The organism is Brevibacillus invocatus (assembly GCF_003710915.1).
GTDB lineage: Bacteria > Bacillota > Bacilli > Brevibacillales > Brevibacillaceae > Brevibacillus > Brevibacillus invocatus.
This window is the reverse complement of record NZ_RHHR01000001.1, coordinates 1-14,095: the sequence shown is the minus strand read 5'-3', so window position 1 is coordinate 14,095 and position 14,095 is coordinate 1. Positions and strand designations below refer to the sequence as shown.

Below are 14,095 nucleotides of genomic sequence, written 5' to 3'. Positions count from 1 at the left end.
AAGGAATGAATCGCTTTTTTCGTAATACCGGGTTCTACCTACTTATTTTTCTTGTCACGGTCGGGATCGTAAATTTCATCCTCTCCGGTACTGATAAGGTTGGGAAACTTACATATCAGGATTTCCGGGTGCATTTGAAAGCCGACAACATCACCGAGATGGCCATTCGTCCTGAGAATGGTACATACAGGGTAGATGGTGTTCTGGCCAATCCAGCCCCGGGACAGGAAAGTAACAAGTTTTTTACCAACGTTCCACTGACTCAATCCGATATTATCTCGTTGATCGAACAAAAGATCGATGAGCAAAAGGTGAAAATTGTAGAGGTCAATCCAGCCGAGGGCAACAGCATCTGGCTCACGTTCCTGACCTCGATCATTCCGTTCGTGATCATCTTCATCTTGTTCTTCTTCCTGTTGAACAACGCGCAGGGCGGAGGCAGCCGAGTGATGAACTTCGGCAAAAGCCGTGCGAAGCTGTACAACGAAGAGAAGAAACGCGTCACATTCGACGATGTGGCGGGTGCAGACGAAGAGAAAGCAGAACTGGAGGAAGTGGTTGACTTCCTGAAAGACCCACGCAAGTTCAATGCGGTGGGAGCCCGGATTCCAAAAGGGGTACTGCTTGTCGGACCTCCAGGTACAGGTAAAACCTTGCTGGCACGTGCTGTTGCGGGTGAGGCAGGAGTTCCATTCTTCAGTATCTCCGGTTCCGATTTCGTAGAGATGTTCGTCGGTGTGGGTGCTTCCCGCGTCCGCGATTTGTTCGAAAACGCGAAGAAAAATGCTCCGTGCATTATCTTCATTGACGAGATCGACGCAGTGGGTCGTCAGCGTGGAGCTGGACTCGGCGGCGGTCACGATGAGCGCGAGCAGACGTTGAACCAATTGCTCGTAGAGATGGACGGCTTTGGCGGAAACGAAGGTATCATCATGGTGGCTGCGACGAACCGCCCTGACATTCTCGATCCGGCATTGTTGCGCCCAGGTCGTTTTGACCGTCAAATTACAGTAGATCGCCCGGATATCAAGGGTCGCGAAGCGGTGCTCAAGGTTCATGCCCGCAACAAGCCGCTTGGTGACGACGTGAAGCTGGACGTGATTGCTCGCGGTACATCGGGCTTCACAGGTGCTGACTTGGAAAACCTGTTGAACGAAGCAGCGCTCATGACTGCGCGTAAAAACAAAAAGATGATCAATATGGTGGAAGTGGACGAAGCGATTGACCGTGTGATTGCCGGTCCGGCGAAAAAATCCCGCGTCGTCAGCGAGGACGAAAGACGTCTGGTTGCTTTCCACGAAGCTGGTCATACGATCATCGGCTACCACTTGAAAAATGCTGAGATGGTACATAAGGTCACTATTATTCCACGCGGCCAAGCAGGTGGATACACCGTGTTCTTGCCGAAGGAAGACCGTTTCTTTGCTACCAAAACAGACTTGCTTGACAAGATAACAGGTCTTTTGGGTGGGCGTGTGGCGGAAGAATTGGTTCTCGGTGATATCAGTACCGGTGCACACAACGACTTCCAACGTGCTACAGCTATTGCGCGTAGCATGATTACAGAGTACGGTATGAGTCGTCTAGGTCCGATGCAATTCGGTAAAGCCCAAGGTCAGGTCTTCCTGGGGCGTGACTACGGCACTGAACGTAACTACTCCGATAAGATCGCTTATGAGATCGACCAAGAGATGCAAAATATCATTAACGAGTGCTATGAGAAGTGTAGAGATTTGCTGACCAAGCACCGTGATCAGCTCGACCTGATTGCTACTACGTTGCTCCGTGTGGAAACACTGGACTCCGGGCAAATCAAACAACTGATCGAAACCGGTAAAATGGACAATGACCCAGCGAACAACCAAGACGTGGTCGTGAACATTCAACCGAAGAAAGATGAAGGAAAAGAAGAAGTGAAAGAAGCGACAGACGCTGCGGAAACCACAGTAGACGAAGCTAAAAACGATGAACCGAAACAATAAGGAGCGCCTCTGGTGCTCCTTTTCTTCTACTATTTGAATACGTCGCTTGCTGTACAAGATGCCTGTTAAGGGGGAAATAGGATGGGACTCAAACCTCGCCTTGCTGCTTTTGATATGGATGGAACTTTGTTGAACAAAGAATCCCAAATGACGGAGACTACCAAAAAGGCATGTCTGGAGCTGCAACAGCAGGGGTGCAAGCTGGTGCTTTCGACGGGACGTACCTTTGGATCAGCACAAATCCCGATTGATGCCTTTCCGTTTGACGGTTTTGTGTGCAGCAACGGAGCGACTGTATTTGAAAGCGACGGAAAGATGGTACACCAAACGCTTCTACCCAATGACCTGGTTGCCGATGCCATTCTTACGCTGCGTCAGGAGGTTCTTTACTACGAGCTTCACGACACCGCGAGCAATCGCTGGATGATTCAGGAGGATCGGGAACGTTTGGAGGCCATGTTGGAGGAGGATACTTCGCTGGAAGGGATCTCGATCCGCAAGTTCGCCTTTTACAAGCTAGCAAGAGTAATTCCTCTGCAAGAAATGCTAGAGATGCTGAGCAAGGCAGAAACCAAAATCGTTAAGCTGTTTATCTGGCATAGCAATCCTGAGCTGCTGGAATGGGTCAGGGAGAAGCTGGTGCCTTGGAACAGCCAGGTAAACATTACTTCATCCGGCAGACACAATGTAGAGATGCTGCCCCAAGGCGTGTCCAAGTGGGAAGGTCTTCTTTACTTTTGCAACAAATGGGGAATTCGTCCAGAGGAAGTCATGGTCTTTGGCGATGCAGAGAATGATCGGGAGGCTCTGAGTGCAGCGGGCTACGCTGTAGCAATGGAAAACGCGTCCCCGGAAATCAAGGAACTGGCGAAATACATCGCACCTCATCACGATGACGATGGCGTGGCTCAATTTATTCGCCAACAGATCACGGAATGCGAGTAGCTGTTTCATCCAGACTCCATTCATTGACATTGCTCGGTTATCCGCTTACAATGACCGTAAATTAAGACACCTAGTAGGGGGACTTTTCACATGGACGCTTTAGCGCTTGAAAAAAAAGCCCAGCGCAACGCTGAGTTACGTGAACGGTTGCTTCAACTGAAAAAAGAGAGAAACGCTATTATTCTTGCTCATTTTTATCAACGCCCTGAGATCCAGGAAGTGGCTGATTATATCGGAGATTCGTTCGGACTGGCGCAAAAAGCAAAGGAAACAGATGCAGATGTCATCCTCTTCTGCGGAGTTCACTTCATGGGAGAAAGTGCAAAAATTCTCAATCCCCAAAAAACCGTGATCATTCCGGATGAACGCGCTGGCTGTCCGATGGCGGACATGGTCAATGTGGACGGTCTGCGCAAGCTGAAAGCAGAGCATCCTAACGCAAAGGTCGTCGCCTATATCAACACGTCTGCTGATGTGAAGGCTGAGACGCATATTTGCTGTACGTCCTCCAATGCCAAGAGAGTCATTGAGTCGGTAGACAGTGATGAGATTATTTGGGTTCCAGATAAAAACCTGGGCCACTATGTATCGCAATTTACCGACAAGAAGATGATTATCTGGGAGGGCTACTGCAATACGCATGACCAGCTGTCTGTCGAAGATATCGTCACACTGAAGCAGCAGCATCCAAACGCTGTCGTGGTCGTACATCCGGAATGTCGCCCTGAGGTGGTCGCGCTCGCTGACTACGTCGGTTCAACTACCGGTATTCTCAAGTACTGCCGCGAGTCCGAGCACAAGGAATTCATCATCGGAACGGAAGATGGAACGCGCTACATGCTGGAAAAGGATAGCCCGGACAAAACGTTCATTTTCGCATCCAAATATCTGGTTTGTCCAAACATGAAGGTAAACAACCTAAAGAAGTGCGTAGAAGCGCTGGAGAACATGAAACCGGAAATTTACGTGCCAAAAGACGTGGCCGATGCCGCACGAGCTTCCTTGGAGCGCATGCTGGAAGTAGCGCCTGGTTCATAAAACGTAAAAGGAGTAGAGCCTGAGTGGGCTTTACTCCTTTTTTGCATACTAGCGGTTCTTGGTCAGGATACTTTTGTCTGTCCAGGGCTGAATGTCTTTGTTGCGGTAAATATTCAAAACAAGTCCCATGAGCAGCATTTGCAGAACGAATTGCACATTTCCATGACTGATGAATGGCAGGTTCACCGAAGTGATCGGCATAAGGCCAACGACCATCAGGATGTTCCAGAAGTACGGGATGAAGAAGAGTGTCATCAGCCCTGCCATCAGCATGAATCCATAAGAATCCCGCACACCCTTTACAGCTTTTAGAAGACGGATCAACAGGGCGATACCTAGAAGCAGGATGACTGAGCCGGTGACAATTCCAAAGCTATAAACGATGTAGGTGAAAATGAACTCCGACTCTACTGTAGGAAGGGAATCGACACGTGCTCCAAAGCCATTCCCCCAGAGTCCGGCTGACTGTACGAGCTTTAACGATTGAACGATCATATAGCCTGCTCCATTCGGATCGGCATAGGGATCGAGAAACGCAGCAATTCGGCCAGTCTGGTATGGCCTGATGAAGAGAAAGGCGAGACAAGCGATAGAACCAGTGATCAAACCAAACAGGGTAAAGGTCACCTTTTTCTTAGCAGATGATGTCATCATCAGGACAAAGAAGCCAGCAAACAACAGAAAAGCGGATTGCATATCAGGAGCCGACAAGATCATCAGAAACGGTGCGAAAAAGGCTGCGAAGGCTTTAACATATGTCCCACGACTTTCCCAATTCCACTCTGAAAACATTCCGGCAAGTGCGATGATGGTGAGCAGAGTAGTGATACCCATTACATCAAAGCGAAGGATTCCAAGATCTAGATAAGAAGCTGAACCGTTTACGGTTCCACCTTGAAACAATGCAAGAAACGTAATCAAAAGCGCGCCCAGATAGAGATGCTTGCTGTAGGGCTTCAACTTGCGATAATCACCAAAAAGAACGGCAATGAAAAGACTGAGCCCCAAGAGCGTTCCGATAACTTTATTTTCAAAGAAAGACCATCCAGATAAGTGATTGGCAGACTGAGTGCCGCTAAGCGAGTACATGACGAGAAGCCCAAAACCAATCAGGACGGCAACAATTGCGATGATGCTCCATTCCATACGCGGCTTGTGCGCGTGATGGAGCTGCTTACCCACTTGTTCGGGATCGCCCATATCGGCTATCGCCTGTTTGATCGCGTTCTCTTCGTCGTAGCCTTGCGATTCGTAATCCTCCATTTTGTCAGCCAGATGACATTCCAGCTCGAGTGAGATGGAGGCATGAACGTTCTTATTGCGAATATGACGGCATACTTGTTGTATGTATTCATCGATGCGATTTTGTCTGCTCATGCTTGCCCACCTCCCAAGACTTGATCGACAGCCGTGCGAAAGGAGACCCATTCCTGCTGTTTTTCTTTTAAATGTCCTTGCCCTTTTTTCGTGATCTGATAATATTTCCGTTTTCGCTCTCCTTCGCCTGTGCTCCAGTAAGATTCGACCATGCCTTCTGACTCCAATGTGTGCAGGATGGGGTAGAGCGTTCCTTCTTTCAGAGAAAGCACACCGTTTGAGCGATTTTCCATCTCTTTGCTCATTTCATAGCCATACATCGTCTTGCGATCCAGAAGGGTGAGGATCAGGATGACTGTGCTTCCCTTCATGAGCTCTTTGTTAATCTTCAAGTGGACTGGACCTCCTTTTACCTTGATAATCGATACATCGGATATCTATGTATAAATATAGTCATTAGCTCGTCAGTTTGCAAGTATGATTTACTATGGCAGGCAGGACGAGAAAAAAGCCTGGCAGGATGAACATGCCAGACTTCGAGCGGTATGTGATGTACTTTAGATTAGGAAGGCATCGGAGTAGGTGTAGGCTTTCCGTACCCTTCTTTATAGGCACTATCGATGTATTCGCGGATTTCCAACGGTGTTTTTCCTGCTTCTTTCAGCTTGGAAGAAATAACGGCGATCTCCATGCAAACGCCGCAGCGAGTTCCGTGATCATCCCAAACAATCGAACCGTCTTCCAGTTCTTCTTTGATAAAGCAGTTTCCGTTATGCAGATGACCTGCGCTTTCGCCACAGCCACAGAAGCATGGAATGGATTTGAGCAGCTCGCGGTTAGCACCTGCGATTTTGTAAGATTCGATAATGACCGGGTCCTGGTTGTCGAGGAAGCTCGGCAGAATATCGGCAGATGCTGTTGTTTCCTGCAAATCGCCATTTGGCGCGTGTTGGGTATGATCGTGACCCTCTGCGTCCGAGTTGGCGTTATCGGTAGAAGCGCAACCTGTGAGCAATGCTGCTGTAAGGAAAGCGATAGGCAACCATGATTTTCGATTCCATTTCATTTTCGGACTAACCCCCTCCCACCTATAGTAGCATAGAGGAATGAGCAGAAAAAAGAAGATGTGCAGTTATACCCAATAAATCGTAATAAATCCTATTTACAATCTGGGCAGCTGTCCGTATAATGGGTGACGGGAAGTAAATCGGAATGATTTTGAATTGGGATGGGAGATGAAATAGAATGAGAAAAAGCCTACTGGCTATGGTAAGTGTAGTAACGGCAGCAGCTTTGGCCGGATGCGGTGCAGCACCGACAGCAACGACGGGTACGCCGCAACCAGCCGAACAATCAGCGTCGGCGAGTGAAAAACCAAAAGTATTTACGACAATTTATCCGCTGGAGTATGTGACCAAGAGAATTGGCGGTGAACATGTGGAAGTGATCAACATCGTTCCGCCAGGTGTAGAACCACATGACTTCGAACCGACAGCGAAAAATATGGTTGCCTTGACTGAAGCAGACTTCTTCGTCTATAACGGAAGCGGTTTGGAGCTTTGGGTAGATAAAGCCGTGGAGAACCTCGATAAGAATCGTACCCAAATCATCAACACGACAGAAGGATTAAATTTGTTGAAGGCTGGCGAGCATGGGGATGACCACGCCGATGAGCATGCTGATGAGCATAAGGAAGAACATGCCGATGATCACGGGCACGATCATGATCACGATCATGGAGAATTTGACCCACATGTATGGCTTGATCCCACTCTGTTAAAGGAACAGGCTGACAAAGTAAAGCAGGCGTTGGTGTCAAAGGACCAGGCTCATGCAGCAGATTTTGAAAAGAATTATGAGCAGCTGGCAACTGATTTGGATCAGCTCGACAAGGAATTCAAAGAGATGGTTGCGCAAGCTTCGCGAAAGGAATTCATGGTTTCCCACAGTGCTTTTTACTACCTGGCACACCAGTATGGTCTGGAGCAGGTAGCGATTTCCGGGGTCAACCCAGCAGATGAACCGTCTCCGGCAGAAATGAAGAAGCTCGTGGAGCACGTAAAAGAGCATCAGCTCCCATACGTCTTGTTCGAAACACTCGTATCGCCAAAAGTAGCAGAAGTGATTGCCAAGGAAGCAGATGTGAAAACAGCTACCTTGAATCCACTGGAGGGTTTGACACAGGAAGATGTGCAGGCTGGTAAGGACTACATGTCGATCATGCGTGAGAATCTGGAAACGCTGCGTGAGGCGTTAAAATAGGAAATGCTAAGAGATGTCGCTTCCCATGTGCGGCATCTTTTTTTCAATGATTTTCGTATACTCCAGCCCTTGTGAAGTAGGCCAAATCGTAGTAGGATGGAGAATGACAAATCAGAACAAATCCGATTTAAAGGATGGTTAGGATGGAACACAAGATACAAGGAGAAGCCGTGGTGAAGCTCACGGACGTTTCCTTCCAATATGAAGACAAAGTGGTGCTCGATGGCGTCAACTTTGCCTTGGATCGCGGGGATTTTGTTGGCATCGTCGGCCCGAATGGATCTGGAAAATCGACGTTGATGAAGCTGATTCTTGGCTTGCTGACTCCGACCAAGGGTAAGGTTGAGCTGTTTGGTCAGCCATTGCAAAAATTTCGCGAATGGAACCGAATTGGCTATGTGGCACAGCAGGTCGCACACGGTGCGGGCGGTTTTCCCGCTACAGTAAGGGAAGTGGTGGCATCTGGCCTAGTGGGCAAGGTAGGGATGTTTAGACGATTGAAAGCCTATCACCATGTCAGTGTGCAAGAGGCCGTAGATCGAGTCGGGTTGACTGCTAAGCTGGATCAGCGGATCGGCAGTTTGTCAGGCGGTCAACTGCAGCGAGTATTCATTGCGCGTGCCCTCGTGGCCGAGCCGGAGCTGTTGATTCTGGATGAGCCGACCGTTGGGGTGGATCAGGAATCCATCGAGCAATTCTACAGTCTATTGCGTTCCCTGAAGGAAGAAAACAGTCTCACGATGATGATTGTCAGTCACGATGTAGGCGTCATGACACAGTGGGTGAACAAGGTAGCCTGTGTGCAGAAGAAAATTCACTTCCACGGAACAGCACATGATTTTGAGCATAACCAAGAACAAATTTTGCAGCAAATGTATGGTGGGTCGATGAAGCTTTTATCCCATCATCATTAAGCTGGCAAAAGGGTAAAGAGGGAGTATGAACATGCTTGCTGATTGGTGGCAGTATGACTTTTTGCGATATACCTTGTTTTCCGGTATATTGATTGGGCTGATTTGCCCGATTCTGGGTACGTTTTTGATTGTTCGTCGCTTGTCGATGATGGCGGATGGCTTGTCTCATGTGACCTTGTCCGGTGTGGCAGCAGGGATGCTGTTATCGAAGAAGGTGGCGTTTTTTGCTGCGATCAATCCTCTGTTTTTCGGTATGATCTTTTCGGTGATCGGTTCATTGTTTATTGAACGGCTTCGAAAGGTTTTTCGTTCACAGCAGGACTTGGCTATACCGATTATCTTATCAGGCGGTCTCGGTCTGTTTACGGTCCTGATCAGTATTGCTGATGGGTTTAATGCAGATCTGTACTCGTATCTCTTCGGTAAAATCGTGACGGTTACGATTGAAGATTTGTATGCCCTGGTAGGGGTAGCTGTTGTCGTACTGGGAACGGTATTGTTGATCTATAAAGAACTGTTCGCCGTTTCCTTTGACGAAGAGTTCGCGCGCGTATCCGGTGTCTCTCGCCGAGCGATTAATCTATGGTTCATGGTGCTGGTGGCACTGACGATTGCAGCTTCTATGCGGATCGTAGGGGTACTGCTGATCTCGGCACTGATTACCTTGCCCGTGGCAGCCAGTCTGCAGATTTCGGGTAGCTTTCGCCAGACGATACTCTATGCGATTGTGTTCGCCCAAACGTCCGTGCTCGGAGGACTTTATTTTGCCTATCTGCTAGACTGGGCATCTGGTGGTACAATTGTCTTGATGGCTGTTCTTATTCTGCTGGTGGTTTTGGGTGTGAAAAAGCTGAAAGTCCTTTTCCGATAACGAGGCGAAGAGACAAAAGGGAAGGAGTGTTTGACGATGAAAGTAGAAGAAGCGCTGCAAATCCTGAAGGAGCATGGATACAAGTACACCGGCAAACGGGAGGAGATGATTCGCATCTGCGCGGAAGAAAAGCGCTACCTCTCGGCGAAGGATATCATGGAACGCATTAAAGAATTATATCCCACTCTTAGCTTTGATACCGTTTATCGCAACATCTCCACTTTTGTACAGCTGGGGATTCTGGAAGAGACAGAGCTGGACGGCGAAGGGAAATTTCGACTCGCATGCTCGGCTGACGGACATCACCATCATCACGTGATCTGTACCGAGTGTGGGAAAACATCTTCATTGCCGGGCTGTCCCATGAATGTCATGGCGTCCGTGCCTGAGGATTTTCAAGTGACTGGTCATAAATTCGAGGTGTATGGCATGTGCAAGGAATGTGTCAGTCACGCCAATTAATGAGCATTCGAAGATTCAAACAGCAGTCGATGGGGAGCGTGGCTGGGAGCAATGTGGAATAGACATGAACTGCAAAGAAAAATAGAAGAATGGCTGCAAGAGGATGTAGGCTCGGGTGACGTAACGACGATGAGTACCATCCCAGCAGATGAGCACGGAGTCGGGATTCTTTACGCCAAGGAAAGTGGTGTGATCGCAGGTTTGTCCATCGCGCAGCAGGTTTTTGAGACGGTGGACCCCGCCTTGGTCTTTACCGCAAGTGTAGAAGAAGGGGCTCATGTGAAAAAAGGGGATCAGCTGGCAGAAGTGAGCGGCTCGGTCCGGTCGATCCTGAGCGGCGAGCGGCTGGCATTGAATCTGATGCAGCGGCTGTCGGGTATTGCTACACTGACGAACGCATATGTACAAGCTGTATCCAGTACCAAGGCTCGTGTCGTGGATACACGCAAAACCACACCAGGCCTGCGCTTTTTGGAAAAATACGCAGTTCGTGTGGGTGGCGGGCACAACCACCGTTTTGCCCTGTACGATGCGGTGATGATCAAGGACAACCACATTAAAGGAGCAGGCGGGATCGCTCAAGCGGTAGAGGCTGCACGGGCTCAAATTCCGCATACCATGACGATTGAAGTGGAGGCAGAGACTCTGGAGCAAGTGCAGGAGGCGCTGGATGCCGGTGCAGACATCATCATGCTGGACAACATGTCGAATGCGGATATGACCCAAGCTGTTGCGCTTATTCAGGGAAGGGCCATCGTAGAAGCTTCGGGTGGTGTCAATCTGGAGACGATTCGTTCTATTGCGATGACAGGCGTGGATGTCATTTCCGTAGGAGCCTTGACCCATTCGGTCAAGGCGTTTGACATCAGCCTTGATTTGAACACGCGTAAACGATAAGGAGCTGCTATGTATGATCGTGGTCATGAACATCGGAAATTCCAATATCGTCATGGGTGTGTATGAAGGGGAAAATCTGCGCTATCACTGGCGTTTTTCCACTGATCGCAACAAGACAGAAGACGAATATGGGATGATGGTAAAGAGTTTGTTTGACAGCGTTGGGCTTGCTCTGCATCAAGTGCGTGGGGTCATTTTTTCCTCGGTCGTCCCGCCGATGAACTTTACCATTGAACGCATGTGCGAAAAGTATCTGCATCGAAGAGCGCTCGTCGTGGGGCCCGGAATTAAAACGGGGCTCAATATCAAATATGAATACCCGCGCGAGGTAGGATCGGATCGGATTGTCAATGCTGTTGCAGCCATTCGCGATTACGGCACGCCGCTGATCGTAGTGGATTTTGGGACGGCGACGACGTTTTGCTATATTGATGAGCGGGGGCAGTACTGGGGGGGAGCGATTGCCCCTGGTATTCGCATTTCCACAGAAGCTTTGGTGAGCCGTACTGCTAAACTGCCACGCATCGAGATGGCCAAGCCAGCCAGTGTCGTGGGGCGTAATACGGTTGCCGCCATGCAGTCGGGCATTTACTACGGTTTTGTGGGTCAGGTCGAGGGAATCGTGCGCCGGATCATAGCGGAAAGTGGTGCGGAGCCACAGGTAGTGGCGACGGGTGGATTAGCTTCGTTGGTAGCCAATGAGACTGAATGTATCCACGTCGTTGACCCCGACCTGACTCTGAAAGGGCTTCGCTTGATTTATGAGCGCAATCAATGATTGGAATGGGGAGTCGCAGTGTTCCTTAGGGAGTACTGGGAACAAATAGACCTTCTTTCTTGTATGAAACAAACCAGCGTGATAAGATGGGTGTATAACAATTGCTGATTTCGACATACAAATAAAGGAGCCGCCGTTGCAGCGGCAGGCTCCCCGAGACAAGATAGCTGTGGAACACCCACGGCGCGCTTGATTAGAAAACCAGCGAATCCACCGTCGGGCGGTCAACCTTAGGCGGTGGGTTTTCGCTTGTTACGCCTTCTTTTCCATAAGCGGTATAGCTTTCTGCTGCTAAACCAAAGACTGAGCAAAGTTGCCAGTACTTTCAGGAAAAAGTAGAGCGTGCCGAGCGTGACCATCAGCGTCACCCCCTTTTTCAGGAGCTACGCCGTGGCCGACCACCGCCAATCTTGCCTTAAGGAAAAGTATACCATTCGCGGTGTGGTGCCTGCATTCTTTTTGTCTGATCCCTTTTACAGAAACAACTTTTCGTTTTGCTACTGTTGAAAAGCATGAAAGAGCCCTAGTTTAGCAGAGTGGTTAATTTTCTTTCGTTGGGAATTGATAATTGCGTAATTTGTTTCGAGATAATTTCATTCTTGATCTTGACATTATCCAATCAGGGCGCTAGAATGGCTATTGTGCCTGATGAACTTTGTGTTTTAGAATTAAACTTTTTCATCTTTACTAAAAAAACTATTGCGCTTTATGGTGAATCGTGATAGAATTTTGATTCTGCAGGGTAGTGATTGGGCATTGGCCCATAACTCGCATAATGGATGGATGTCCGAGCGGCCGAAGGAGCACGATTGGAAATCGTGTAGGCGGGGTCAACTCGTCTCGTGGGTTCAAATCCCACTCCATCCGCCATCATTTTCTTACATATATGGCCCGTTGGTGAAGCGGTTTAACACAGCAGCCTTTCACGCTGTCATACAGGGGTTCGAATCCCCTACGGGTCACCATATTACCTCACATAGTGAAGTGGATGCTTTGTAGCAACACCGAATACTTTGCGGGGGCCCCAACGATTTGGGGTTAGGGAGGCTTAGCTCAGCTGGGAGAGCATCTGCCTTACAAGCAGAGGGTCGGCGGTTCGATCCCGTCAGCCTCCACCATTTATAGGAACAAGAAAGGTCAGCTAAAAGCCCCACGTCTTTAGTGGGTCGGCTAAAAACGTCAACGTCCTGTTGACAACGCCGAGATTAGCACATCCTGTGCGTCGCAACGCTGACACTCAATCGTCCTGATTATCGCGGGATGGAGCAGCTCGGTAGCTCGTCGGGCTCATAACCCGAAGGTCGCAGGTTCAAATCCTGCTCCCGCAACCAATTACTCCTTCACATTTGATAGGTTCGCCCAGGAAAAGGAGAACCTGAGTGATTGTTGAGTTTAATTACATACGGAGCTGTGGTGAAGTTGGAGTTCACGCCGGTCTGTCACACCGGAGGTCGCGGGTTCGAGTCCCGTCAGCTCCGCCATTTCATTTATACAATGATTTGGTGTCTTATGTATGAGCCATTAGCTCAGTTGGTAGAGCATCTGACTTTTAATCAGAGGGTCGAAGGTTCGAGTCCTTCATGGCTCACCAGTATTTACCCACCAAAGAGTGAAGGAAGCGAAAAGCATCTGAAAGCTCAGAGGTAATCATGCGGTCGTGGCGGAATTGGCAGACGCGCTAGATTCAGGTTCTAGTGGTGGCAACACCGTGGAGGTTCAAGTCCTCTCGACCGCACCAAAAAACCCCAAAAAGTGAAGCGCCTCTTTGTAGCGAATTCCGAATACTTTTCGGGGACCCCCACAAAAAAACAAAAAACATGCGGATGTAGCTCAATTGGTAGAGCGTCGCCTTGCCAAGGCGAAGGTCGCGGGTTCGAGACCCGTCGTCCGCTCCATTATATATGTGCCCTTAGCTCAGCTGGATAGAGCGTTTGACTACGAATCAAAAGGTCGGGAGTTCGAATCTCTCAGGGCACGCCATTTCTTTTCTTCAAGAAAAGAATGTTAAAAAGTCGGGAAGTAGCTCAGCTTGGTAGAGTACTTGGCTTGGGACCAAGGGGTCGCAGGTTCGAATCCTGTCTTCCCGACCATTCGTTTTCTTACTCTGTTTTATTAGAGTGAAAAAATGGTTGTTGATTTAAGTAGAGTGAATATGGTACATTGTTATCCTGTCCTCTCATCAAGAGGTGCAGGCGATCGAAAAGTTAATGAAAATTACTGTTGACTCGATCGGCACGATGTGCTAAGATAAGATTCTGTCCGAGTTTAATAGGACTGAAAATGCTCTTTGAAAACTGAACAGCGAAAGCGTTGATGAGTCTATCATGAAATGATTTGCCAGCTTTGAACCAGTAACAAACTTTATTGGAGAGTTTGATCCTGGCTCAGGACGAACGCTGGCGGCGTGCCTAATACATGCAAGTCGAGCGAGTCTCTTCGGAGGCTAGCGGCGGACGGGTGAGTAACACGTAGGCAACCTGCCCATAAGACCGGGATAACATAGGGAAACTTATGCTAATACCGGATAGAGTCTTCTCCCGCATGAGAGAAGACGGAAAGGTGGCGCAAGCTACCACTTGTGGATGGGCCTGCGGCGCATTAGCTAGTTGGTGGGGTAACGGCCTACCAA

12 protein-coding genes, 10 tRNA genes and 1 rRNA gene are annotated in these 14,095 nt (G+C 49.0%); 20 read left to right on the top strand and 3 right to left on the bottom strand.

Going from position 1 to position 14,095, the window contains the following annotated elements:
- Positions 1-5: 5 nt before the first annotated feature.
- The 3 genes from ftsH to nadA all read left to right on the top strand — a co-directional run bounded on the left by ftsH (position 6) and on the right by nadA (position 3,965).
- Entirely contained in the window at positions 6-1,982 is a 1,977-nt protein-coding gene (gene ftsH, locus EDM52_RS00115) for an ATP-dependent zinc metalloprotease FtsH (protein WP_122907017.1), read from the top strand.
- An 81-nt stretch (positions 1,983-2,063) separates the two neighbouring features.
- Positions 2,064-2,927: an HAD family hydrolase gene (locus EDM52_RS00110; RefSeq protein ID WP_122907016.1), complete on the top strand. Its 864-nt coding sequence runs from the start codon at positions 2,064-2,066 to the stop codon at positions 2,925-2,927.
- Between the two features lie 90 nt (positions 2,928-3,017).
- Complete coding sequence (nadA, locus tag EDM52_RS00105; protein WP_122907015.1) at positions 3,018-3,965, top strand: quinolinate synthase NadA; 948 nt, start codon at positions 3,018-3,020, stop codon at positions 3,963-3,965.
- A gap of 48 nt (positions 3,966-4,013) precedes the next feature.
- On the opposite strand, the gene EDM52_RS00100 is transcribed toward nadA, so the two are convergent.
- From EDM52_RS00100 to EDM52_RS00090, 3 genes are all read right to left on the bottom strand, one after another.
- Complete coding sequence (locus EDM52_RS00100) at positions 4,014-5,342, bottom strand: FtsW/RodA/SpoVE family cell cycle protein (RefSeq protein WP_183184729.1); 1,329 nt, start codon at positions 5,340-5,342, stop codon at positions 4,014-4,016.
- Positions 5,339-5,674 (bottom strand): PadR family transcriptional regulator, encoded by a 336-nt coding sequence (locus tag EDM52_RS00095; protein WP_122907013.1) that lies wholly within the window; start codon positions 5,672-5,674, stop codon positions 5,339-5,341. Before EDM52_RS00095 ends, EDM52_RS00100 begins: the two co-directional genes overlap by 4 nt.
- Before the next feature lie 170 nt (positions 5,675-5,844).
- Entirely contained in the window at positions 5,845-6,348 is a 504-nt protein-coding gene (locus tag EDM52_RS00090) for a PCYCGC motif-containing (lipo)protein (RefSeq protein WP_122907012.1), read from the bottom strand.
- Between the two features lie 179 nt (positions 6,349-6,527).
- Here EDM52_RS00090 and EDM52_RS00085 point away from each other — a divergent pair, with 179 nt between their 5' ends.
- From EDM52_RS00085 to EDM52_RS00005, 17 genes are all read left to right on the top strand, one after another.
- Positions 6,528-7,544, top strand: a complete 1,017-nt coding sequence (locus EDM52_RS00085; protein ID WP_122907011.1) for a metal ABC transporter substrate-binding protein — start codon at positions 6,528-6,530, stop codon at positions 7,542-7,544.
- A 143-nt stretch (positions 7,545-7,687) separates the two neighbouring features.
- The gene (locus EDM52_RS00080; RefSeq protein WP_122907010.1) at positions 7,688-8,458 is read left to right on the top strand and encodes a metal ABC transporter ATP-binding protein; all 771 of its coding nucleotides are present in this window, start codon (positions 7,688-7,690) and stop codon (positions 8,456-8,458) included.
- Positions 8,459-8,489: 31 nt separating this feature from the next.
- Positions 8,490-9,329: a metal ABC transporter permease gene (locus EDM52_RS00075; protein ID WP_122907009.1), complete on the top strand. Its 840-nt coding sequence runs from the start codon at positions 8,490-8,492 to the stop codon at positions 9,327-9,329.
- Between the two features lie 36 nt (positions 9,330-9,365).
- Positions 9,366-9,791 carry a Fur family transcriptional regulator gene (locus EDM52_RS00070; protein WP_122907008.1) on the top strand — a complete coding sequence of 142 codons (426 nt, stop codon included), beginning with the start codon at positions 9,366-9,368 and terminating at the stop codon, positions 9,789-9,791.
- A 51-nt stretch (positions 9,792-9,842) separates the two neighbouring features.
- Positions 9,843-10,688, top strand: a complete 846-nt coding sequence (gene nadC, locus EDM52_RS00065) for a carboxylating nicotinate-nucleotide diphosphorylase (RefSeq protein ID WP_122907007.1) — start codon at positions 9,843-9,845, stop codon at positions 10,686-10,688.
- 13 nt (positions 10,689-10,701) lie between these two features.
- Complete coding sequence (locus tag EDM52_RS00060) at positions 10,702-11,466, top strand: type III pantothenate kinase (RefSeq protein ID WP_122907006.1); 765 nt, start codon at positions 10,702-10,704, stop codon at positions 11,464-11,466.
- Between the two features lie 777 nt (positions 11,467-12,243).
- Positions 12,244-12,336 (top strand) — tRNA-Ser (locus tag EDM52_RS00055).
- 18 nt (positions 12,337-12,354) lie between these two features.
- Positions 12,355-12,431, top strand: a tRNA-Glu gene (locus tag EDM52_RS00050).
- Between the two features lie 77 nt (positions 12,432-12,508).
- A tRNA-Val gene (locus EDM52_RS00045) sits at positions 12,509-12,584 on the top strand.
- A gap of 136 nt (positions 12,585-12,720) precedes the next feature.
- A tRNA-Met gene (locus tag EDM52_RS00040) sits at positions 12,721-12,797 on the top strand.
- Between the two features lie 73 nt (positions 12,798-12,870).
- A tRNA-Asp gene (locus EDM52_RS00035) sits at positions 12,871-12,947 on the top strand.
- A 34-nt stretch (positions 12,948-12,981) separates the two neighbouring features.
- A tRNA-Lys gene (locus tag EDM52_RS00030) sits at positions 12,982-13,057 on the top strand.
- Between the two features lie 60 nt (positions 13,058-13,117).
- Positions 13,118-13,204, top strand: a tRNA-Leu gene (locus tag EDM52_RS00025).
- An 81-nt stretch (positions 13,205-13,285) separates the two neighbouring features.
- Positions 13,286-13,361 (top strand) — tRNA-Gly (locus EDM52_RS00020).
- Between the two features lie 8 nt (positions 13,362-13,369).
- Positions 13,370-13,446: transfer RNA gene (locus EDM52_RS00015), tRNA-Arg, on the top strand.
- 33 nt (positions 13,447-13,479) lie between these two features.
- Positions 13,480-13,556 (top strand) — tRNA-Pro (locus EDM52_RS00010).
- Between the two features lie 271 nt (positions 13,557-13,827).
- Positions 13,828-14,095, top strand: a 16S ribosomal RNA gene (locus EDM52_RS00005); the annotation flags it as partial.